This window comes from Neorhizobium sp. LjRoot104, from assembly GCF_964253725.1.
Lineage (GTDB): Bacteria > Pseudomonadota > Alphaproteobacteria > Rhizobiales > Rhizobiaceae > Neorhizobium.
In genome coordinates this window covers 928866-949872 of the sequence record NZ_CAXURS020000002.1, presented here as the reverse complement: position 1 = coordinate 949872, position 21007 = coordinate 928866, and the positions used below count along the sequence as shown (strand labels likewise).

Here is a 21007-nt window from a genome sequence, read left to right as displayed (position 1 = left end):
GGGGAGCCGCCCCATGCTAGCCTATATCGCCCGCCGTATCCTGCTCTTGATCCCGATGGCGGCTGGCATGGTCATCGTCACCTTCGGCCTGCTGCTCCTTATCCCCGGCGATCCAGCCTCGGTGCTGCTCGGCCAGGAGGCCTCGGTGGAGGCGATCAACAACCTGCGCAATGCGCTCGGCCTCAACGATCCCTGGTATATCCGGCTCGGCGCCTATTTCCTGCAGCTGCTACGGGGGGACATGGGCCGCTCGATCTTCCAGAACCAGGCGGTGTCGGAAATCATCGCCGGCCGGCTGGGCGCGACAATCGAGCTTGCGGTCCTGGCACTGATCCTCGCCTCCCTCATCGGCATCACGCTCGGCGTGATCGCCGCGACCCGGCAGGGTTCGCTGGTCGATACCGTTTCGATGATCTTCGCGCAGCTCGGCGTTTCGATGCCGGTCTATTGGCTCGGCCTTCTGCTGATGCTGCTGTTTGCCGTCACGCTAGGCTGGTTGCCGGCGATCGGCCGCGGCGCGCCTTTCCCCGAAGCCGCCTGGGCCGCGCTGACCGGCCGGCCGCAGGTCCTGCTCGACAGCTTTGCGCATATCCTCCTGCCAGCGCTGGCGCTGGCCGCGAACTCGGCGGCGATCATCTCCCGCCTGGTGCGCACGGCCATGCTGGAAGTTTTGCGCGAGGATTTTGTCCGCACCGCCTATGCCAAGGGCCTGCGCCGCAACCGCGTCGTCATTCGCCATGCCTTGCGAAACGCGTTGCTGCCGGTGCTGAGCGTGATCGGCCTGCGCTTCGGGGCGCTGCTCGGCGGCGCGGTACTGACGGAAACCATCTTCGCCTGGCCGGGGCTCGGCCAGCTCACCATCACGGCAATTTCGCAGCGCGACCTGCCGCTCATCCAGGGCATCGTGCTTACCTTCGCGATTATCTTCGCGCTGGTGAACCTCGTCGTCGACCTTCTCTATGCGGCCGTCGATCCGCGCATTCGTCTGGGTTGAAGCACATGAGATTACCCCAACGCGTCCGCAACGTTTCGCTTCTCCTTGGCTCGGTCATCGTCCTGGCGATCGTCATCTGCGCGATCTTCGCCCCCTATCTCTCGACTCATGGCATCGAGCAGATGGACATGCGCAATCGCTTCTCCGGCCCGACACTTTCCCACTGGCTCGGTACCGACAATTTCGGCCGCGATCTCTGGTCGAGGCTTATCTACGGAGCGCGCGTCTCGCTGACGATCGCCTGCATCTCGGTTGCGGTCTCCACCGTGATCGGTACGGCGGTCGGGCTCGCGGCCGGGTATTTCGGCGGCTGGACGGACCTGATCCTGATGCGGATTACCGATATCTTCCTCGGCTTCCCGGCCATCGTGCTGGCGCTCGCCATCGTCGCGGTCCTCGGCCCCGGCATGCTCAACGTGGCGCTCGCCATCATCGTCGTCGCCTGGACCGAATACGCCCGCGTGGTACGCGCCACGACACTGATGTTGCGCGAGCAGAACTACGTGCAGGCCGCCAGGGCGCTCGGCGCTCACCCGATGCGCATCCTCGTCAAGGAAATCCTGCCGAACGCGATGGGGCCGATCATCGTGCTCGCCTCACTCGGCTTCGGCACGGCGATCATCTCGGAATCGGCGCTCAGTTTCCTCGGCTTCGGTCTGCCGCCCCCGACGCCCACCTGGGGCTGGACGCTCGCCTACGGCACCCGCTTCATGCGAGACGAACCGTGGCTGGCGATCATTGCCGGCGCCACGATCATGGTGACCGTGCTCGGCTTCAACCTGCTCGGCGACGGCCTGCGCGATGCGCTCGACCCCCGCCATCTCTCCCGCTCGGCGGGCAAGAAGAAATAAGCAAGCTCTTCGGATCAAACGACAAGACACTGAAAGGAAACGTCCATGGTCAAGTCGATCAACAAGCTCCGCCACAAATTCACCACCCACGCGGATGGCAGCGACGCCGTGATCTTCATGCACGAACTGGTGGGTGAACAGGACGGACCGACCGTCGGGATTTCCGCCTCGATCCACGGCAACGAGAACACCGGCTCGCAGGCGATCCTAGACCTCTTCCGCATCATCAGGGACATGCCGCTGAAGGGCCGCATTATATTGCTGCCGGTCGCAAACCCGCGTTCCTTCGCAGTTAATCACCGGCACAATCCGCTCGACCAGATGAACCTCAACCGCGAATTTCCCGGCGATCCGCGCGGCACCTACAGCCAGCAGCTTGCCGATGCGCTGGCGCACGAATTTTTCGCCGGGCTCGACTACAATCTCGACCTTCATTCCGGAACCGACCGGCCGACCGTCGACTATGTCTACATCTGGAACGACGAGCCGCTGTCGCGCGCCTTCGGTTCGAAAATCCTCTACCGCCCGACGACCGGCAAGGCCGGCACGGTCTACTCGGGCACCAGCAAGTCCGTCTCGATGGATCGCCACGGCACCAAGGTGGTGACCATCGAGCTCGGCGGCGGCATTGTCGATCAGACGCCCTATACGAAGCGAACGGTTGACGGCCTGCTGAACCAGCTGCGCCTGATCGGTTCGATCGAGGGCGAAGTGATCCCCAATCCGAAACAGGTCGTGGTCACCGAACTGGTCGGCATCCGCCCGAAACACGGCGGTTGGCTGGAGCCGCTTTCGCCGGCAAACGGCGAGATCATCAGGGGTGGCTCGCTGCTTGGCCGGGTCGTCAGCCCCTATGATTTCGAGACGATCGAGGAAATCCCGACGCCTTTCGAGACCGGCATCATGGTCATGCAGCACCTGACCCGCAACCTGGTGGAAGCAGGCGATTACGGCTTCATGGTCGGCAATATCGAAGGGTCTACCGACTGATCGGAAACCTCCGGCGGATGGATTGAACGGATGCAGGATCGGGCAGTGGAAAAGACAGTGGAACCGGCACTCGCCGTCAGCGACCTGAATGTCGAAATCCTCGGAGAGGACGGAGCATTTCCCGTCGTCTCCGAGATGAGCCTTTCGGTCCGTCCCGGTGAGACCGTCTGCATCGTCGGCGAAAGCGGCTGCGGCAAGTCGATGACCGCGCTGTCGCTGCTGCGTCTTCTGCCCGACAGCGCTCGCGTCGCCTCCGGCTCGATCAGGATCCATGGCGAGGACTTCCTCGCCATGGATCAGCGCAGGATGGAGGACTTTCGCGGCGACAAGATCGCCATGATCTTCCAGGAACCGCTGACGGCGCTGAACCCTGTGCTGACGATCGGCGAGCAGATTGCCGAATCCGTCCGCCAGCATCGCAGACTGGGTAGACGGGACGCTTTCGCTCGGGCCGTCAAATGCCTGGAACTCGTCCAGATGCCCGACCCTGAGCGGCGTGCCCGGCAATATCCACACGAACTTTCCGGCGGCATGCGGCAACGCGCGATGATCGCGCTGGCGCTCGCCTGCGAGCCGAAGATCATCATCGCCGACGAGCCGACGACCGCCCTCGACGTGACAGTCCAGGCGCAGATCCTCGGACTGATCTCCGACCTGCAGAAACGGCTCGGCACGGCCCAGATCCTGATCACCCACGATCTGGGCGTCGTCGCCGAAATCGCCGACCGGGTGATCGTCATGTATGCCGGCCGGCGCGTCGAGGAATGCAGCGTCTACGAGCTGTTCGACAACCCGTTGCATCCCTACACGATCGGCCTGATGGGTGCCGTGCCACATCGCGAAGAGGCCGACGCGGCGCCCGCGCGGCTGACCGACATTCCCGGTACAGTGCCGCCGCTCTGGGATCTGCCGAAGGGCTGCGCCTATGCACCACGCTGTCCCGGTGCCTCGGCCCGCTGCCTCGAAGAACGCCCGCCCTTCATCGAAAAGAAACCCGGCCATTTCGCCGCCTGCTGGGAGCACGACAATGTCTGAGACCATGGCGCCTGATATTGCCGCTCCTCTCCTCTCCGTCGAAAACCTCAAGGTTCACTTCGCCATCCGCTCCGGCATCTTCCAGCGGCAGGTCGGCGAAGTAAGGGCCGTCGACGGAGTTTCCTTTTCGATCGGCGCGGGCGAAACGCTCGGCCTTGTCGGCGAAAGCGGCTGCGGCAAATCGACGACAGGGTTGGCGCTGATGGGGCTCGTGAGAGCCACTGACGGACGGATCGCCATGCAGGGCGCGGACGACGTGACGCAGATGCGCAACGTGCCGCGCTCGCACCGCCGCCGCATGCAGATCATCTTCCAGGACCCGTTTTCTTCGCTCAACCCGCGCCAGAAGGTGCGGGACATCATCCGCGCACCACTCGACATCCACGGCATCGGCACGATCGAGGAAAGGCGGGCAGAGGTCGCGAAACTCATCTCGCTTGTGGGGCTTAGGCCAGACCAGGCGAACAATTTCCCACACCAGTTTTCCGGCGGCCAGCGCCAAAGGATCGGCATTGCCCGGGCGCTGGCGCTGAAGCCGGATATCATCGTTTGCGACGAGCCCGTTTCGGCGCTCGACGTTTCGGTACAGGCGCAGATCCTCAACCTGCTGGCGGATCTGCAGAAGGAACTCGGTCTCTCGTACCTTTTCATTTCCCACGATCTCGGCGTAGTCGAATACGTCTCGCACCGGGTCGCGGTGATGTATCTCGGGAAAATCGTCGAGACGGGAACGAAGAAGGCGCTTTTTTCAAAGCCGCTGCATCCCTATTCGGAACTGCTCTTGCGTTCGACGCCATCCCACGACCCCCACAAGCGTCACGCCTTCAGCGCCGTCAGCGACGACATTCCGAGCGCGACGCGCAAGCCGGCGGGCTGTTCCTTCCATACCCGCTGCCCGCTCGCGACGGACATCTGCCGCCGGGTGGAGCCTATGCTCGAACAGAAAGCGGACGGCCAGTCCGCCGCTTGCCATCATCGATAGGAGTTTTGGAATGATCGAGGATTTGATCGGCCTTTTCGCAGAACCGGGCCAGCCGAATTTCTTTTTCGACGCCCTGGATGCATCACTCTCGCGGCATGTCGGGCACCGGCTGATAACCTTGCTGTACAAGGACGGCGACGAAGTGGCGCGCGTCTATTCCAACATGCCCGACGTCTACCCCGTCTTCGGCCGCAAGCCGATGGGCGCCACTCCGTGGGGCGATCTCGTGCTGCGCCGCCAGCAGCCTTTTCTCGGCCGCGACCGCGAGGCACTCAAATGGGCGTTCTTCGACCATGAGCTGATCACCAGCCTCGGCCTCGATTCCGCGATCAACATCCCGGTCGTTTATGACGGCGAGACGATCGGCACGATCAACCTGCTGCACGAGGAGTTCTTCTACGAGGAAAAGCATGTCGAGATCGCCAGAAGATTCGCGCCGCTGCTGATCCCCGCCTTCCTGGAAGCCCGCCGCCTCGGCGGCGCAAGAGCCTGAAAAGGAACGATCCGTGTCCGCTATTCTCTTCGAAAACGCCCGCATCGTTGACGGAACGAGCCCGCAGCCGAGCGAGCCGATGTCGGTTCTGATCGAGGGCGATACGATCCGCGAGGTCTCGCCTTCCGTCACCACCGCTTCTGCTGAGCGGATCGATCTTTCCGGCAAGGTGCTGATGCCGGGCCTGATCGACGCGCATGTGCATGTCATCGCCGGCATGGCAAACCTCGGCCAGAACGCAAAACTTCCCGACCCGATCGTCACCGTCCGGGCCTTCAGGATCATGGGCGAGATGCTGATGCGCGGTTTCACCACCGTGCGCGATCTCGGCGGCGCGACCTCGGGCCTGCTCGCCGCGACCCAGGAAGCATCCTGGCCGACGCCGCGGCTCAACATCTGCGGCAAGGCGCTCTCGCAATCCGGCGGGCATACGGACTATCGCGGCCCGTATGACGATCAGCCGGCGCCGAAAACCGGTCATACGCTCGGCAATCTCGGCCGCATCTGCGACGGCGTGCCGGAGGTGCGCAAGGCGGCTCGCGAGGAGCTGAAATCCGGCGCGCACTTCATCAAGGTGATGGCGAACGGCGGCATCGCCTCGCCGACCGACCCGATCCATTTCCTCGGCTTTTCGCGCGAGGAACTGATCGCCGCCGTCGAGGAGGCTGAAAATGCCGGCACCTATGTCGCGGCCCATCTCTATACGGACAAGGCGATCCGCCGCGCGATCGAATGCGGTATCCGTTCTCTGGAGCACTGCAACCTGATCACCGCGGAGACCGCAGAATTCGCCACCCAAAACGGCTGCATCTCGGTGCCGACCTTGGTGACCTATGAAAAGCTCGGCGTCGAGGGCCTCGCGCTAGGCTTGCCCCCCGCTTCCGTCGCCAAGGTTGATTCAGTGCGGCTCGCCGGCATGGAATCGCTTTCGATCATGCGCGAGGCCAGGCTGCCAATGGCCTACGGCACCGACCTTCTCGGCGAGATGCATCGTCACCAGTCCGAGGAATTCGTGATCCGCTCGCGCGTGCTGCCCGCCCATGAGGTGATCGCCTCGGCTACCCATATTGCTGCGAAGCTACTCAGGATGGAAGGCAGGATAGGCTGTATCTCGCCAGGCGCCTTTGCCGATCTGATCGTGATCGACGGCAATCCGCTCGACGACATGTCGCTGCTCACGCATCAGGGCGCCCATATGCCGATCATTCTCAAGGGCGGCAGTTTCGTGAAGAACCGGGGGTAGACAGATGGAACTGGGAGGAGAATTGGCAGCGATAACCGCCGGTCTTGACCTGCTCTATCGCAGCCGAAACCGCAATGCCGGCATTCTGGACGCCGAAGGGTTGGTTCCCGTCGCCGTCGCGGAAGTTTCGCCGCGGCAATTCGGCAACTACGAGGAAGCGGAAGCCGCGCTTCTGTCCCTGCGCGGTCGTCTTGGCCAAGCCGAAACCGCGCTGCGTCGGGATTGGCTCGACGAGATGTCCGACTCGCTGCTCGCTCTGATCGCCACCTTTCGCGGCGATCCCATCAGCTTTGCCGAAAGACTGGAGCGCCAGATCCGTGTCGATATCCGCGATATCCCGGAAGAGATCATCTCGGGCTATCGCGAGGGGATTCGTGATGCACTGGATGAACTCGGCTTTCGCGGAGGGAGCTTGCTTGAAGATTTCGCACGTTGGGAAAAACAGGCGCGGATACCATCGGAGAAGCTGCTAGACGTGCTTGCGGACTTTCAGCGTCAGGCGCGCGCCCGTTGTGGTGCGCTTGGGAATGCGTTGAAGGCCGATTGGATCGATGATGAATGGATAAAGCCTGTCGCCCGGCGTGGTGTACCCTATTCGGCCTATTGCGACTTCCCCGGCAGACAAGTGCTGCTGAATATCGATTTTCCCTACACGTCGTTCGGGCTGAAGCACCTGGCGGTGCACGAGGCCTTTCCGGGCCACCTCGTGCATTTGAAACTGCGCGAGAGACGTGTGGCGGAAGGCCTCATGCCGCTCGACGCGGCTCAGGTCGTGACAAGCTCTGCAAGCTCGGCTCTCTTCGAAGGCATTGCCGATAACGGTTTGCAGTTTATCGGCTGGATCGAAACGCCGGAGGATCATCTCGGTCACCTCCTGCAGCGGCTTCGTTCGGCCCTCAGGTGCCGAGCCGCGTGGCAGGTGCTCGGCGAAGGCCGATCTTTGGATGAGGTCGTGCCGGATATTGCGGCGGCCTCTCTCCAGTCTCCCGAAGTGACCCGATCCCGCCTTGCCTTCCTTCATCATGACCTGCGCGCACCGTTTGTCTACGCATACTGGTGCGGGGAGATGGCAGTGGATCAAATCTGGTCCGGGACGCCGATCGAAGAAAGAGGTGCGTTCTGGGAATACCTCTACGGCAGCATGCATACGCCAAAAACCTTGCCGGGACACTGGAACGGCCGCAGGTCCTGAACAGGTAACGGCCGATCTGGCCTTCCTGCGTTATCATCTGCAGGCCGAGAGATTTCGCGGCAAACCGGTAGTGGACGACCACCGGCTGCTCTTCGATCTCGCGATGAAGCGGGACGTGGAGGGCGCGCAGGACATGCTGACGCGGCATGTCCGAACGATATCGAGCATGTGCTGAAAAACGGCCGTATCTGCTGATACGGTCGCCGATCGGCCTCAGACCTTGTTGATACGATCAAGCATGCCCTTCGGCCAGGACGACGAGAGCGGCGAGCTCAGGTACTGCTTTTGGGCATAGTCGCGGAATGCCGCAACGTCCGGCTCGTAAACCTCAAGTCCCTTCTCCCTGAAGAAGCCGATCAGCTCCTTCTCCTGCTTGATATATTCGGCGGTACTCCAGGCGAATGCCTTTTTGGCGACGTCGCGCATACGCTTCTGCTCGGCTTCCGGCAGCTTGTCGAAGACATTGGAGCCGATCAGGAGCAAGCCGAAACCGATATTGTGGCCGGTCAGGACGATCTGGTTCGTGACTTCGTAGAACTTCATCAGCTTGTCGTTGGGCAGCGGATTGTCCTGTGCGTCTATCGCGCCGGTCTGCAGGCCGGTATAGACCTCAGCGTAGTCCATCGCCACCGGATTGGCGCCGATCGCCTTGCCGAGAAACTGCCAGCTCTCGCCGCCAGGCATGCGCATCTTCACGCTTGCCAGATCCTCCGGCTTGGATACCTTTTTCGATCCCTTGAGGTTGACGTGGCGGGCGCCGTAATAAGCCGGCGCCAGGATCTCGACTTTCAGCTTCTCGCGGGCCGCTTTGCGGAAATCCTCGCCGATATCGCTTTCGAAGATTTTAGTCAGGTGATCGGCATCGCGCACCACGTAGGCGGCGCCGAGGATATCGAATTCCGGCGCCTGCTTGGCAAAATCGGACGGCGGCAGCATCGCCATTTCAAGATTGCCGCGTTGGACAGCGACAAGCTCGGTGCCCTGCTTAAAGAGCGTCGAGCCGAAATAGCCCTGGAATTCATAGTCCGCGCCTATTTCTTTGGCGAAGATGTTCGTCAAGGCCAGCGACCGCGGTGCATCGGCCGTCGTTACATCCGCAAAGCGCAGCTTGGTTGCAGCAAGCGCTGTGCCCGGAACCGCGGCCATGGCCGCAAGAGCCGCCGAACCGGCCAAAACCTGTCTTCTCGATAGAACCTGCATTTTTTCCTCCCTTTTGCGCCCTCGGCGCCTCCTCAAATTCGAAAACGGTTTTCCGCACTCCCCTGTGCAACGCCGTGCACGGCGAAAACCGCGCCTGCGAGCGGCTCGGCGGCCAGCTGCGCCTCCGAGAGAAATTTCGACGCGGTGGTGATGATCAGCGTGGAAAGGTCACGGCCGCCGAAGCAGACACAGGTTGGGTTGGTGACAGGCACGGGGATAACAGTATCGATCCGGCCGTCCGGCGCGTAGCGCACGACCCGGCTACCCCCGAAAAATGCCGTCCACAGCCCGCCATCCGCATCGAAACAGGCACCATCAGGCCGGTCGCCAGTAGTAGAATAGTCGGCGAAAATTCGGCGGTTGGAAATGGAGCCGTCCTCCGCGTCCATATCGAACACCCAGCTGCGATAGCGGCGCGTATCGGTAAAATGCATCCGGCGACGATCCGGTGAAAAGGCGATGCCATTGCTGACAATCACGTCGTCGAAGATCTTGTCGACTGCACCATCCGGATCGACGCGGTAAAGCGCGCCGTTCGGGCGATGCAGCTGATTGTCCATCGTGCCGATCCAGAGCCGTCCCCAGGCATCGACCCGACCATCGTTCAGGCGGTTGTCCAGCCCTTTCTCGACATCGGCGAAATGATCCAGCCTTCCCTGCGCATCGCGGACGAAGAGTGAAAGATCGCGCGCCAGAAGATGGCCCCCGGACTCGGTCAGGGCCTGGCTACCGAGAAATGTGATGTCCGGATCGGCAAAGACGTCGTGCCGGCCGGAAGCTAGCTCCAAGCTTTGCAGTTTCGGTTTCTCGATATCCAGCCACCAGAGCTTTTGCGTCCTGTCGCACCAGAGTGGTGTCTCGCCGAGCTGGTCGGCCGAATGCACGAGGCATTCAAGCTTTTCGGAGGGAATAATTCTCAGGGACATCGCCAGCCATCACTCCTTGGGCATGCCCTCTGGCCGCAACGCCTTCTTCAGCGCCGCGATGCGGAAGATGGCGTTCGGGGCGCCGTAGCCGCGATAACCGCGCCGTTCGACGATCTCGAAAAAGAAACCCTCGCCATAGGTCATGCTGTAGAGCTGGAAATATTCGCCGTGCTCGTCGCGGTCGTAGAGGATGTTTTCCGCCTTCAGCCGTTCCGAGAGGTCCGCATCGAGACCGAAACGGGCTTCGACGTCGCCGTAGTAGTTGGGCGAGATCTGCAACGGTCGAAAACCGTTCCTTCGCAAGGCCGCCGCGGTCGCAAAGATGTCGTCGGTGTGGAAGGCGAGATGCTGGACGCCGGACCCGAATTTTTCGGCAATGAAATGCCCGGCCAGCGTGCGGCGGTTCTCGGCGCCGTTCAGCGTGATCCTGAGCGTGCCGGAGGCGTTTTCGACCACCTGGCTGCGCACCACGCCGGAAGGATCGATGATATCGACCATCGGCGTCTTGTGGGTCTCGAAGATCGACGTGTAGAACAGCAGCCAGGTCAGCATCTCGTCATAGGCAACGGTCTGCGCCACATGATCGACCCGCAGCAGATGCGCCGGCACCACGTCCGCGTCGTCCTCGACGGCCACGAAGTCGATTTCCGAAAACCGGCCGAGATCGCTTTTTTTGTCGAGCAGATAGATCAGACCGCCGCCGACGCCGCGTATCGCCGGGATTTCGACTTCGCCTTCCGCCACCGGCTGGCTGAACGGCTCGGCATCAAGCGCCATGGCGCGCGCAAAAGCCTGTTTGGCATCATCCACCACCAGCGCCATCGCATAGGCGGAGGTGCCGTGGACCGCAAACGAGGTGTTCGCAAAGCCCTGTTCGTCTGTGTTGACGATCAACCGGATATCACCCTGCTGGAAGATGCTGACCTTTTTCGAACGATGCGCCGCGGTGCGCCGGAAACCGAGCGTGCGCAGGATGCCGGTGAGGTCGGCCAGATCCTTTTCGTCGGTCGAGAACTCGACGAAGCCGACGCTCTCGACCTTCGCCCGGTCCGGCATCCCGGCGACGGTGAGGTTTTCCACATTCGGCGCCCGGCGCACCTGGTCGCCGAGATAGATCAGCGAGCGATGGCCATCGTCGGCAATCGCCCGGCTGGAGCCGCCGCGGAACTGGTCGTTGAAGATCTCCAGCGAGAAATACCCGTCGTAGCCGGTCTCGGCGATCGCGGTGGTAAAGGCCGTCACCGGCAGGTCGCCCTCGCCCGGCATGTTGCGGAAATGCCGTGACCAATAGAGCAGGTCCATGTCGATCAGCGGCGCATCGGCAAGCTGGACGATGAAGATCTTGTCCTTCGGGATGGAGCGGATCGAATTGATGTCTATTCTGCGCGACAGCGTGTGAAAACTGTCGAGGATCAGGCCGATACTGGGATGGTCGGCGCGCCGCACGATCTCCCAGGCATCGCGGTGGTCGTTGATATGCCGGCCCCAGGCGAGCGCCTCGTAACCGACGCGCAGGCCGCGTTTTGCCGCCCGCTCGCCGAGCTCGTGGAAATCGGCCGCCGCCCGGTCGATGCCGCCGAGCGAGACCGGCGAGACGTTGGAGCAGACCAGCACGAGGTCGGTGCCGAGTTCCTGCATCACGTCGAACTTGCGCTCGGCTCGATCGAAGGTGCGGCTCCGATGCGAGGCGGGCATGCCCTCGAAGTCGCGGAACGGCTGGAACAGGGTGATCTCCAGGCCGAAATCGCGGACCATCCTGCCGACATCCTTCGGGCTGCCGTCGAAGGCGAGGAAATCGTTCTCGAAGATCTCCACCCCATCGAAACCAGCCTGGGCAATCGCCTCAAGCTTCTCCGGCAGTTCCCCGCTGATCGAAACCGTGGCTATCGACGTCTTCATGGGTTCGCTCCCTGGCGAGGATCGCTGAGATCCAATGGTGTCGCCAATGCTACAAAAGCCCGGATCGCCCGGAAGACGGCCATGCCGTGTACGACAGGCGTGAGGGAGCTTTGGATATGCGAACCGATCAGGCCCGCCTTCAGTGGCTTCGAGGGTTCATTCATGCCGATATCGAAAGTACCCGATCGGGCTCTTAAACCCGCACCGGAAACCGCCGCCCTCCTCCTTGGCTGCCGCATCGTAGCAGATTTTGAATATTGTACGAACTAGTTCGTGTCAAGTTCACAGCCCGAGCCGGATGAAAGGGTAAGGACCTGCTCGTCGTGTAGAAGCCAATGGCAATCGCCACCGACCCAACGTGTCGAATTTCAGCCAACGTCCCAGAGGCTTGGGGCCGCGCTCCACCAAGACCGGGTTCGCGTCGATGCCGGCTCCCAATTGCAGGACGCCGGCCGATTCCTGGATCTGCTGGAGGTTCCGGGAGCCATCAGCGAACTCGATCTTGCCCGGCCGGCGCGGAAGATCGATGCTTGGTGGGATGCAGTGGACACCCCGATCCCGCAATTCACACAGACAGAATACGCAGACTACTTCAGGGCCGCTGGATATAAGCCGGACTGGATCTGCCTGGATTGTGACAGTCACCGGACCAATTTATAGCCTGATTTTTCCCTATCCCAGGTGCTGTCCGTGATACCACGCTCGATCAGCTTGAACTTCTGAACCTTGCCGTTTTCCGTGAGCGGCAGCCCCTCGACGAAATCGAGAAAACGCGGCACGGAAAAATAGGACATGCGCGGCTGGCAGAAATCCATCAGTTCGACCGGCGTCAGCGTCATGCCCGCTTTAAGGACGATCGACGCCATTACCTCGTCCTCGGCCAGTTCCGAACGCGCCGGGAACACCGCGGCATTCTCGATCGCCGGATGTGCTACCAATACTTGCTCGACCTCGAATGACGAGATGTTTTCGCCACGGCGACGGATGGCGTCCTTCATCCGATCGAGGAACTGGACATATCCGTCGCTATCCTTGGTCACCCGGTCGCCGGAATGGAACCAGAGATTACGCCAGGCTTCGACGGTTTTCTCCGGCATGCCGAAATAACCGGTCGCAATCGAGAATGGTTCTGACGACCGGATCACCAGTTCGCCGGGAGTGCCGTCGGGCACTTCGTTGTCGTCCTCATCGAATACCGCAATCTCGAAGCCGGGCCGGACCTTTCCCATACTGCCCAGCCTCTGTTCGTGCGACAGGGCGCTGATGACGAAATTGGTTTCCGTGGATCCATACCCATCGCGGATCGCCACGCCGAAGCGTTCGGTGAACGGCGCATGAAACTGCGGCGGAACGCCGGGGGCAAGGGCGATTCGGGTCTTGTGAAAGCGATCGGCCTCGCTGGCTTCCCTGGACAGCAGCATCGGAACCATCGCCCCAAGCAGATATGTGACGGTTGCCTCATGCGCGGCAAGCGACGCCCAGAACCTCGACACCGAGAATTTCGGTTCGAGGACCATCGACGCCCCGGTCAACAGCGCCTGGAAAAGAGTGTTCAGCGCATTCGTGTGGAAGAGCGGCAGGCAGGTCAGCAGCACGTCGGTTTCGGACACGCCGAGCAATGCCGCCGTGTGGATGCCCCACCAGAAATATTGCGCATGAGGGCAGCATACGCCTTTCGAAACACCCGTTGTACCGGAGGTGTAGAGGATTGCGACCGTATCCGACGGCCGGCTCGGATAGGCGTCCATCTCACCATTCTGCTCGGGGATCGGGCAATGCGGCCAGGCAAGAGCCATGTCTGCAGACACGTCTCCCACCGTCCAGATCTGCTGAAGCGGAAGATGGGTGCCGGAAAGAGCATCGAAGACCCCAAGATGGGCTGTTTCGACCACGGCCAGTCTTGCGCCGCAGTTCTTCAGGATATGCTCCAGCTGGGCGCCGCGCGAGGCGGTGTTGAGCGGCACGGCGATTGCGCCGCACCATGCGCAGCCAAGAAGCACCTGCAGGAATTCAAGCCGGTTGCTGCACATGATCGCGACCGTATCGCCGGCCTTGATACCCGCCATCCGCAATGTCTGTCCGGCGGTCGAGGCCAGTGTCCGCGTCTGCGCAAAGCTCAGCACCCGGTCGCCCAGGGTTATCAGCTTGCGGTTACCGTAACGTTCGGCCTGGCGGGTCAGCAGTTCTGGAAAAGTCCGCGCCTGTGGCGGAAACATTTCGCGAAGCTGGAAGACATTTTCCGCCATGAGCAGCTCGTTCTGGTCGGAATTCATCCTGATCCTCATAAACTTCATACGCCCGCGATGGGCCGTCACTCTCAATGGCGGATCTGATAGCGGTGCAGGAATTTTGTGGTGCCATAACGCAAGATCCGGTCGAAGCAGAGGCCGAGCAGGCCGAGCACGATGATGCCGGCAAATACCCAGTCCGTCCGCCCGAAATTGCGGGCATTCCAGATCAGCGCACCCAAGCCCTCCTGAGCCGCGACGATTTCGGCCGAGACTATGGTCAGGAACGAATTGCCCATCGCTATCCTCGCACCAGTTACCATGTATGGCACGGTCGAAGGCACCACGACGGTCGTCAGGATCTGCCAGCGATTGGCGCCGAGTGCGGACGCGGCCTGCAGGCGCATTTCGAGCGTCGCCTTGGCGCCGGCGATCGTGTTCAGGGTCACGATGAAAACGGTGGTGTAGAAGATCAGCGCGATCTTCGAAATTTCCCCCGGCCCGAGCCAGATCACCGACAGGGTGACGAAGGCGATCGGCGGAATGAAGCGGAAGAACTCGATATAGGGGTCGAAGACGCGCCTCACCACCGGCAGCATGCCCATGAAAATGCCGAGCGGAATGCCGATGACCACGCCGGCCGCCCAACCGAACAGGATACGGTAGGCGGACGCGGCCACGGACATCTGCAGTGTGCCGTCGGCCGACAGTTCGATCAGGGCAAGCGCGGTATCATAGGGCGAAGGCAGGAACAGCGGCGCAACCCGAAGGCTCATCAGCTGCCAGACGATAACCCCGGCCACGACGGAAAGTGCGCCCGGAAGCATGTGGAGAAGCCAATAAGGCAACTTTCCCGGCAAACCCGCTTTCCGGGCTGCGGCCGGTGTGGGCACTGTGTCTGTCGAACTCATGCCGCATTCTCCGAAATTAATCCTTGCGTCTTCAGCGTCCGGCCGACCTCGGCCGAAATATCCTCGCGCAAGATATTCTGGAGTTCGATCGCCCGAGGCGAACTGAGGTCGCGCGGATGCGCGATATCGACCGAGACGATGTTCTTGATTTTGGCCCGCGGACCTGCGGTCATGGTCACCACCCGGTCTGCAAGGATGACGGCCTCCGAAATGTCATGCGTGACGAAAACGATGGTCGTGCCGGTAGCTCGCCAGATGCGGGCGACCTCGCGCTGCAGGATTTCACGGGTTTGGGCATCGAGCGCGCCGAAAGGTTCATCCATCAGGATGACCGATGGTTCGTTGGCGAGTACACGGGCGATTTGCGCTCTTTGGCGCATGCCCCCTGAAAGCTGAGCCGGAAATTTGTCGGCCGAATGCGAAAGACCGACCATGGCAAGATATTCCAGCGCCGACGCCTTGCGTTTTGCAGCCGGGACACCGCGGACACGGGGTCCGTATTCGACATTTTCCAGCACACTCAGCCAGGGGAATAATGCTTCGGAACTCTGGAACACGATGCCGCGATCGACGCCCGGCGCCTTGACCGGCTTGCCACCCGCCTTGATCGTGCCAGCCGCGGGCACAAAGCCCGCGATGACGTTCAGCAGCGTAGATTTTCCGCAGCCACTGGGGCCGAGGAGACAGATGAACTCTCCCTCGGCGATATCGAGATTGGCGCCGTCAACCACGCAGTGACTGTCGAAGGTAATCGCGACATCCGAAAGCGTTATGCCAACACCTTTCGCCATATCAGTTCACCTTGCCCTTGGTCATGGCAGTGCGGAAGTCGGGCTTGGCGTTGACGATCTTCTGCGACACCAGGAATTCGACGATCTTGTCGAAGCCCGCGTGGTCCGTTTCCGTAAAGGGCCGAACGGCCCAGTTTGTCGACTTGAGGAAGCCGATCGTATCAGCGGCCGGCAGTTTGGTGATCGTCTGGAATTCGGCAGCAGCCTTGTCCGGATCGGCAGCAATCTGGGCGTTGACCTCCGCAAGGGCGGCAACGGCATTTTTTGCCGCTTCCTTGTGGCCATCGAACCATGCGCCGGATGCGGTAAGCCACATCGTATAGGCGTAGCCGACATCGCCGCTGGTCAACAGCGTTTTCGCACCCTGCTTGACCGCAAGGCCCGGCCACGGTTCCCATACGAAGAATGCATCGACATCGCCGCGGGCGAGCAATGCGGGCAGTTCCGGCGGCCCTGCCGGTACAATCTTCATGGCGGAAGGATCAAGCCCGTATTTGGTCATCGTCAGGCTGGTCGAATATTCGCTGACGCTGCCTTTCACGACGCCGAAGCTCTTGATCTGCTTGGGGTCCGTAATGCCGGGCTTTACGGCCAGCTTCAGATAGCTGCCGGATTCCTCGTAAATCGTCGTGGGGCGCAGATCGGCGCCGCGTGCCATGCGGATCATCGTTGTCTGCTCGGCGGCACCGGCAAGATTCGCCTGGCCGGCAATTACGGAATCGACCGCTTCCCCGCCGTTCGAGAACTTCAGGAACTCGACTTCGAGCCCGTGTTTCTTAAAGATGCCCCGCTGTTGCGCCAGGTAGAAAGGCGCAAACGCGGCATCGGTACCGATCGCCATCACGACCGGCTCGGCCTGGGCGGTTGCAGCAAGGCCGACAAAGGCCGCGGCCAGGAGCAAGCTTCTCAGTTCCATTGTAACCTCACCTTTTTTGACAACCGCCAAGATTCTATTCGGATATGCAGCCGAAGGCTGCAGCCAACAATCTCTCGAATGCCTCATCCCCACACGCGATCTGCGTCGCGTTTTTCTCAACCGGGGTTAGCCTAGGGGCGAAAATCCGCAGTGTCAATTTGAAGCTTAAAGTTTTTTTGGCTAGAATTTCACGGATGGCGCAACCTCCCCAAGGAAGATGGCCTTGTTGCGGATAGCGACCTAAGCTATTGAAACAATATAATAATGTACGTCGGCAGGAATTCGTCTTTTGCATCGAGAAGCCCAAGAGGGTCGATGCCGCACCGTCGGCCTTGATCCGTTTCAACAGCCGGCGCACCTGCGGTGCTCAACTCAATCAGATGCGCTGCCGATTGCGTGACGGATCGTCAGCGCAGGGCTGGGAGCCTTACTCTGGGGCGACCAACATCCCGCGGCCCCGCCCCGCCCGGGCGGCCGCTTCCGTGTGAAACTAGCGGAGACCTGCGACGGCAAAAGGAACAAGGTCACAAGCCGATATCTCACATGGCTCGAAGGAAGTGCCCCGGTCATCCGGGGGCACATAGGACGATGGTCGCGGCGCAAAAGCATGAGGACGCGTTGGCTCGATTGGCCGCGATGGACAATCACACGATCAGCGTTCGAACCGTTCCAGCATCTTCTTCAGTTGCGCATTCTGCAGCTGAAGCTTTCTCGCCAGCTGGTCCCGGAGCAACCTGATCTCTGCATCAAGGCTGATTGCATCGTCAGAAACGGCGGGAACGCTTGGAGAGGGCGGGGGAACGACTTCGATCGCCTCCGCTTTCCTGCCCCGATTGCTGCGCTTTCGCGTTGCCCCTTCTCCGGTCTGCGAGGGCTTCGGTGCATCGCGTGAGACGGTATCGGCGTCATCGGACAGGGTCGGATCAGCCCCGTCCGGAAGCCCGACGCCTTCGACAACTGCCGTGCCGTGAAGATCGCCTGTCGTTTCTTCGGAATGATCAGGGGTCGCTAACAACGCCTCCGATTGTTCGTCAGCGACCGGCTTTTCGTCGATCGGAGTCTCCGCGGCGTTCAAGCCGTGTTCGGCAGCCGTTTCGGTTGGCTTGGCGATAGCCAATACCTCCGGCTTCACGTCATCGGTCGAGCCGTGTTCCTGCCTCTGACGTCGCGGTGATACCAGCCGGGCAAGAAGTTTCCATGGAGACGCCATTTTATTCGACCTCGAATTCTATCCCGCATGCAGACTGCGAGCAAAAGCATTGGCGGCAGGATTGACTGCCGCCAAGGGTTCATTGCGATAAGCATGAAAATGCGGCCAGCGCTTGGCCGAATGCTGCCGATCAGCCGAGATTGAGCCGCTTTCGCAGATCGGCATTCTCGGTGCGGAGCTTCTCGGCCAGCAGCTTGCGCAGCTTTTGGTTTTCCTCTTCCAACTGCAGAAGATCCGCGAACTCGTCAACAGCCGGCACCGACGGTGCAGCCGCTGCCTGCACAACCTTCGGAGCACGTTTGACGGGCGCGCGCTTGGCACTCGTCACGCCTTCGTCGGACTTTGCCTTACGGCCTCTCCTCGGCTTTGCAGCTGCGGCATTGGAAGCGGCTGCCGGTTGGGCCGAAACTGCCACTGAGGCCGTTTCAGGCGCCGCCTTCTTGGCGCGAGGTTTGCGCTCCTTCTTCGGTACATCAAGCGCCGTTGCGGCCGGCGTATCAGCATCAGTCATCGTATTGTTTTCGTCGGCCATTATGGTCTCCTGTAAAGCCGATGCCTTTTTCTCCTGCTCGATCGGCCGTGTCAACAACGCCGAGGTCTGTTCTTCTCCAGAGAAAGACATCTCGCCGCCGCCAGCCTGAGGACCTACGGACAGAAATGGCATTGCCTCGTCCTGCAGATCTCGCGCAACGGACTTGAGATCCGTGTCTCCCCAGATCGAGTTCGGTTTGGAATTGAGTTTTCGTCGACCGGATTTGTATTCTACGGCAAAGCTGCGTTGGACTTTTTTCACTTCGAGAAGCCTTGGGTATCTGCGGTGATGTTTCGGCGACGTTTCAGCATCGCGACAAGCCCTGCAAATAACCGTTATCGCGCTGGTGGTCCATACCCCTGGCGATACCACGCTCCGAATGCGGTCCCGGATCGCCTTTGGTTACGCCCAAAGGGTCGCCCGCCGGCAATCGAGTGCTGGCCAGATAGCTGCGATACTGACCGCACCTGAACACACAAACCGGAGCAGCCCCACAACCATGAGCCATCCCCTCTGCAAGAGAAGGGCCGGTCAAGACGCGACTTTATGCAAATAACATCTTCAAGTGTTCGTTCAGGAACCGTCCTTTCGGATCCAGATCCCGTCTCAGCTCTCGAAACTCTTCGGCGCGAGGGTAGAGCCTTGTGACGTCATCCCTGTCGAGGAAATGCATCTTTCCCCAATGCGGGCGGGAATTGTATCCGCCCAGAATTTGATCGACGTCCTTCAGGAAGGGCCAGTAATCGATACCCGGACCACCTGATACCGACAGGGTGATGCTGTCCTGGTGGTGAAAGGGGCTCATCCATGCCGGATCGCCGGCGGTAAAACGGTATTCGATCGGATAGATGCAGTTGGTATGCTTGTTCAGCATCAGATCCCGGACAGCCCTTATCGCGGCCTTGCCGTGCTCGAGAGGAACCGCATATTCAAGTTCGACGAAATTCGGCACGTATTCGATCGGATAGACCTCGGAACTATAGGCGATCTTTTCGAATTCGCTCTCCATAGGAGGGTCTTTCGTGATGTCCATCACCTTCATTTCGCAGACATCGGCCAGCTTGTTCGTGCTCGATACCGCAGACGTGTCCGGAAGGCAGTAAAGGTGGCGGCTTTCGGGCGTCGGGCACCAGAAGAAGCCGAAATGGCGGTGCCTGGAAGCCAGTTCGTCGTGACGCTCCATGCAGGTCTCGAAGTCGTCCCGCCAGAGGCGCTCGTGCAGGTTATAGGCGTCGATCACGTTGAGCGTCAGTGAGGAAATGACCCCGAGCGTTCCCACCGAGACCTGGGCCGCATGCAGCCTGTCGCTGTCGCGACCGTCTATATCGAGAACATCCCCGCTGGCGGTGACGATACGCATGCCGGCAATCGACGAGGCCAGGTTTCCGAGCTTGATCCCGGTTCCGTGGGTTCCGGTGGTAAACGCACCGGCGACGGCCTGGCTGTCGATATCGCCCTGGTTGATCAACGAAAGACCGTGTTCTTTCAGCGTCCTGCCGACTTCGTTGATGCGCGTTCCGCCTGCCACCGTGACCTGTTTCCGCTCGCGGTCGATATTCTGCACGCCGCGCAGATTTGCGAGCGACAGCAACAGTCCGTTGGTGCCGACGACAGGCGTGAAGGAATGTCCCGAGCCCGAAACACGGACTGCCAGATCACGCCTTTCCGCTTCGTGGACAAGCTCTGCCACTTCGGCTTCCGTTTCCGGCGATGCCTTGAATTGCGAAACGCAATATTGATTGCCGACCCAGTTGCGCCAAAGGCCGCCTTTTTCCAGAGCCATGTTTCCCCTCACATCGCTGTAAAACAATTATCGACAAACAGATGGGTACCGCTGACGAAGCTGGCGTCGTCGCTCGCGAGATAAAGCGCCGCCTTGGCGACCTCGTCCGGGCGGCACATCCTGCCCTGCTGGGCAGCGATCGCTGCGTCCGAGACGTCGATCCCGTAGCGGGTCAGCTCCTCGACTTCCTTCCGGCCATGCGGCGTCTGGATGAAGCCGGGGCAGACCGCATTGCAGCGGATGTTGCGGTCGCGAAATTCGACCGCGATCGCCCTGGCAAACATGTGGCATGCACCCTTGGTCGTATCGTAGAGAACTTCCATCGGCGTCGCGGCGACCGCCGAGATCGACGACGTGCAGACGATCGACCCGCCACCCGCCTCGATCATATGCGGCAGGACGGCCCGCGTCATCAGGAACATGCTACGGACATTGATGGCCATCAGCCGATCCCAGTCCTCCACCGAGGTTTCGAGGAACGGCCGGATGATGATCGTTCCGGCATGATTGAACAGCACCGTTATCGGTCCGAGTTCGCCGGAAATCGCATCTACCGCCTGTTGCACCTGCAGCTCGTCGGAAACGTCGGCGGGCGCAAATGTTACCTTCAGGCCTTCGTCCCGCAAGCGGGCGGCGACAGCCGCCCCCTGGCTGTGCGGCAAATCGACGATCCCCACTGCTGCGCCTTCCCGGGCAAAAAGTTCGGCCGCGGCAAGGCCGCATCCACCCGCGCCGCCACTGATGAGCGCGACCTTACCGTCCAGACGACCAGCCATTCATCCTCCAACATTGTCGATAGCGGCCGATTGGTGACAGAGCGGGGCTCTTTTC

The 21007-nt window shown here is 61.1% G+C and carries 19 protein-coding genes and 1 pseudogene; 9 read left to right on the top strand and 11 right to left on the bottom strand.

The genetic code is table 11. The annotated features are described in order from the left end of the window. Positions 1 to 13: 13 nt before the first annotated feature. From ACSQ8R_RS26640 to ACSQ8R_RS26600, 9 genes and pseudogenes are all read left to right on the top strand, one after another. On the top strand, positions 14 to 994 hold the full coding sequence (locus ACSQ8R_RS26640; protein ID WP_436256345.1) for an ABC transporter permease: 981 nt from the start codon (positions 14 to 16) through the stop codon (positions 992 to 994). A gap of 5 nt (positions 995 to 999) precedes the next feature. Further along, a complete protein-coding gene (locus ACSQ8R_RS26635) occupies positions 1000 to 1845 on the top strand; it encodes an ABC transporter permease (RefSeq protein WP_436256344.1) in 846 nt (281 codons plus the stop codon). Positions 1846 to 1890: 45 nt separating this feature from the next. Continuing rightward, positions 1891 to 2835 carry a succinylglutamate desuccinylase/aspartoacylase family protein gene (locus ACSQ8R_RS26630; RefSeq protein ID WP_436256343.1) on the top strand — a complete coding sequence of 315 codons (945 nt, stop codon included), beginning with the start codon at positions 1891 to 1893 and terminating at the stop codon, positions 2833 to 2835. Between the two features lie 30 nt (positions 2836 to 2865). Further along, positions 2866 to 3870, top strand: coding sequence for an ABC transporter ATP-binding protein (locus ACSQ8R_RS26625; protein WP_436256342.1), 1005 nt, complete (start codon positions 2866 to 2868; stop codon positions 3868 to 3870). Then, positions 3863 to 4852, top strand: coding sequence for an ABC transporter ATP-binding protein (locus tag ACSQ8R_RS26620; protein ID WP_436256341.1), 990 nt, complete (start codon positions 3863 to 3865; stop codon positions 4850 to 4852). The genes ACSQ8R_RS26625 and ACSQ8R_RS26620 overlap by 8 nt, the downstream gene beginning before the upstream one ends. Positions 4853 to 4862: 10 nt before the next feature. Next, complete coding sequence (locus ACSQ8R_RS26615) at positions 4863 to 5345, top strand: GAF domain-containing protein (protein WP_436256340.1); 483 nt, start codon at positions 4863 to 4865, stop codon at positions 5343 to 5345. A gap of 13 nt (positions 5346 to 5358) precedes the next feature. Then, positions 5359 to 6588 (top strand): amidohydrolase family protein, encoded by a 1230-nt coding sequence (locus ACSQ8R_RS26610; RefSeq protein ID WP_436256339.1) that lies wholly within the window; start codon positions 5359 to 5361, stop codon positions 6586 to 6588. A 235-nt stretch (positions 6589 to 6823) separates the two neighbouring features. Further along, the gene (locus ACSQ8R_RS26605) at positions 6824 to 7780 is read left to right on the top strand and encodes a hypothetical protein (protein ID WP_436256338.1); all 957 of its coding nucleotides are present in this window, start codon (positions 6824 to 6826) and stop codon (positions 7778 to 7780) included. A 22-nt stretch (positions 7781 to 7802) separates the two neighbouring features. Beyond that, positions 7803 to 7975: pseudogene (locus ACSQ8R_RS26600) on the top strand (GntR family transcriptional regulator); the annotation flags it as partial. An 18-nt stretch (positions 7976 to 7993) separates the two neighbouring features. Here ACSQ8R_RS26600 and dctP read toward each other — a convergent pair. From dctP to ACSQ8R_RS26545, 11 genes are all read right to left on the bottom strand, one after another. Further along, the gene (gene dctP / locus ACSQ8R_RS26595) at positions 7994 to 8980 is read right to left on the bottom strand and encodes a TRAP transporter substrate-binding protein DctP (protein WP_436256337.1); all 987 of its coding nucleotides are present in this window, start codon (positions 8978 to 8980) and stop codon (positions 7994 to 7996) included. A gap of 32 nt (positions 8981 to 9012) precedes the next feature. Next, a complete protein-coding gene (locus tag ACSQ8R_RS26590; RefSeq protein WP_436256336.1) occupies positions 9013 to 9906 on the bottom strand; it encodes an SMP-30/gluconolactonase/LRE family protein in 894 nt (297 codons plus the stop codon). Between the two features lie 9 nt (positions 9907 to 9915). Next, on the bottom strand, positions 9916 to 11805 hold the full coding sequence (locus ACSQ8R_RS26585; protein WP_436256335.1) for a bifunctional sugar phosphate isomerase/epimerase/4-hydroxyphenylpyruvate dioxygenase family protein: 1890 nt from the start codon (positions 11803 to 11805) through the stop codon (positions 9916 to 9918). A gap of 641 nt (positions 11806 to 12446) precedes the next feature. Further along, on the bottom strand, positions 12447 to 14078 hold the full coding sequence (locus tag ACSQ8R_RS26580; RefSeq protein ID WP_436256334.1) for an ATP-dependent acyl-CoA ligase: 1632 nt from the start codon (positions 14076 to 14078) through the stop codon (positions 12447 to 12449). A gap of 44 nt (positions 14079 to 14122) precedes the next feature. After that, positions 14123 to 14944 carry an ABC transporter permease gene (locus ACSQ8R_RS26575; RefSeq protein WP_436256333.1) on the bottom strand — a complete coding sequence of 274 codons (822 nt, stop codon included), beginning with the start codon at positions 14942 to 14944 and terminating at the stop codon, positions 14123 to 14125. After that, complete coding sequence (locus ACSQ8R_RS26570; protein WP_436256332.1) at positions 14941 to 15735, bottom strand: ABC transporter ATP-binding protein; 795 nt, start codon at positions 15733 to 15735, stop codon at positions 14941 to 14943. Before ACSQ8R_RS26570 ends, ACSQ8R_RS26575 begins: the two co-directional genes overlap by 4 nt. A gap of 1 nt (position 15736) precedes the next feature. Further along, positions 15737 to 16651 carry an ABC transporter substrate-binding protein gene (locus ACSQ8R_RS26565; protein WP_436256331.1) on the bottom strand — a complete coding sequence of 305 codons (915 nt, stop codon included), beginning with the start codon at positions 16649 to 16651 and terminating at the stop codon, positions 15737 to 15739. A gap of 652 nt (positions 16652 to 17303) precedes the next feature. Then, positions 17304 to 17861 (bottom strand): hypothetical protein, encoded by a 558-nt coding sequence (locus ACSQ8R_RS26560; RefSeq protein WP_436256330.1) that lies wholly within the window; start codon positions 17859 to 17861, stop codon positions 17304 to 17306. Between the two features lie 130 nt (positions 17862 to 17991). Further along, positions 17992 to 18654: a transcriptional regulator gene (locus ACSQ8R_RS26555; protein WP_436256329.1), complete on the bottom strand. Its 663-nt coding sequence runs from the start codon at positions 18652 to 18654 to the stop codon at positions 17992 to 17994. 283 nt (positions 18655 to 18937) lie between these two features. Further along, positions 18938 to 20176 (bottom strand): D-arabinono-1,4-lactone oxidase, encoded by a 1239-nt coding sequence (locus ACSQ8R_RS26550; RefSeq protein ID WP_436256328.1) that lies wholly within the window; start codon positions 20174 to 20176, stop codon positions 18938 to 18940. Positions 20177 to 20184: 8 nt separating this feature from the next. After that, positions 20185 to 20952, bottom strand: a complete 768-nt coding sequence (locus ACSQ8R_RS26545; RefSeq protein ID WP_436256327.1) for an SDR family NAD(P)-dependent oxidoreductase — start codon at positions 20950 to 20952, stop codon at positions 20185 to 20187. Positions 20953 to 21007: the final 55 nt, after the last annotated feature.

Bases quoted from the DNA above. Each gene is read 5' to 3' on its own strand.
- ACSQ8R_RS26635 (WP_436256344.1), top strand. From the start codon at position 1,000: ATGAGATTACCCCAACGCGTCCGCAACGTTTCGCTTCTCCTTGGCTCG.
- ACSQ8R_RS26560 (WP_436256330.1), bottom strand. From the start codon at position 17,861: ATGGCGTCTCCATGGAAACTTCTTGCCCGGCTGGTATCACCGCGACGT.
- ACSQ8R_RS26575 (WP_436256333.1), bottom strand. From the start codon at position 14,944: ATGAGTTCGACAGACACAGTGCCCACACCGGCCGCAGCCCGGAAAGCG.
- ACSQ8R_RS26620 (WP_436256341.1), top strand. From the start codon at position 3,863: ATGTCTGAGACCATGGCGCCTGATATTGCCGCTCCTCTCCTCTCCGTC.
- ACSQ8R_RS26605 (WP_436256338.1), top strand. From the start codon at position 6,824: ATGTCCGACTCGCTGCTCGCTCTGATCGCCACCTTTCGCGGCGATCCC.
- dctP (WP_436256337.1), bottom strand. From the start codon at position 8,980: ATGCAGGTTCTATCGAGAAGACAGGTTTTGGCCGGTTCGGCGGCTCTT.
- ACSQ8R_RS26570 (WP_436256332.1), bottom strand. From the start codon at position 15,735: ATGGCGAAAGGTGTTGGCATAACGCTTTCGGATGTCGCGATTACCTTC.
- ACSQ8R_RS26630 (WP_436256343.1), top strand. From the start codon at position 1,891: ATGGTCAAGTCGATCAACAAGCTCCGCCACAAATTCACCACCCACGCG.
- ACSQ8R_RS26615 (WP_436256340.1), top strand. From the start codon at position 4,863: ATGATCGAGGATTTGATCGGCCTTTTCGCAGAACCGGGCCAGCCGAAT.
- ACSQ8R_RS26585 (WP_436256335.1), bottom strand. From the start codon at position 11,805: ATGAAGACGTCGATAGCCACGGTTTCGATCAGCGGGGAACTGCCGGAG.
- ACSQ8R_RS26565 (WP_436256331.1), bottom strand. From the start codon at position 16,651: ATGGAACTGAGAAGCTTGCTCCTGGCCGCGGCCTTTGTCGGCCTTGCT.
- ACSQ8R_RS26550 (WP_436256328.1), bottom strand. From the start codon at position 20,176: ATGGCTCTGGAAAAAGGCGGCCTTTGGCGCAACTGGGTCGGCAATCAA.
- ACSQ8R_RS26640 (WP_436256345.1), top strand. From the start codon at position 14: ATGCTAGCCTATATCGCCCGCCGTATCCTGCTCTTGATCCCGATGGCG.
- ACSQ8R_RS26545 (WP_436256327.1), bottom strand. From the start codon at position 20,952: ATGGCTGGTCGTCTGGACGGTAAGGTCGCGCTCATCAGTGGCGGCGCG.
- ACSQ8R_RS26590 (WP_436256336.1), bottom strand. From the start codon at position 9,906: ATGTCCCTGAGAATTATTCCCTCCGAAAAGCTTGAATGCCTCGTGCAT.
- ACSQ8R_RS26580 (WP_436256334.1), bottom strand. From the start codon at position 14,078: ATGAATTCCGACCAGAACGAGCTGCTCATGGCGGAAAATGTCTTCCAG.
- ACSQ8R_RS26625 (WP_436256342.1), top strand. From the start codon at position 2,866: ATGCAGGATCGGGCAGTGGAAAAGACAGTGGAACCGGCACTCGCCGTC.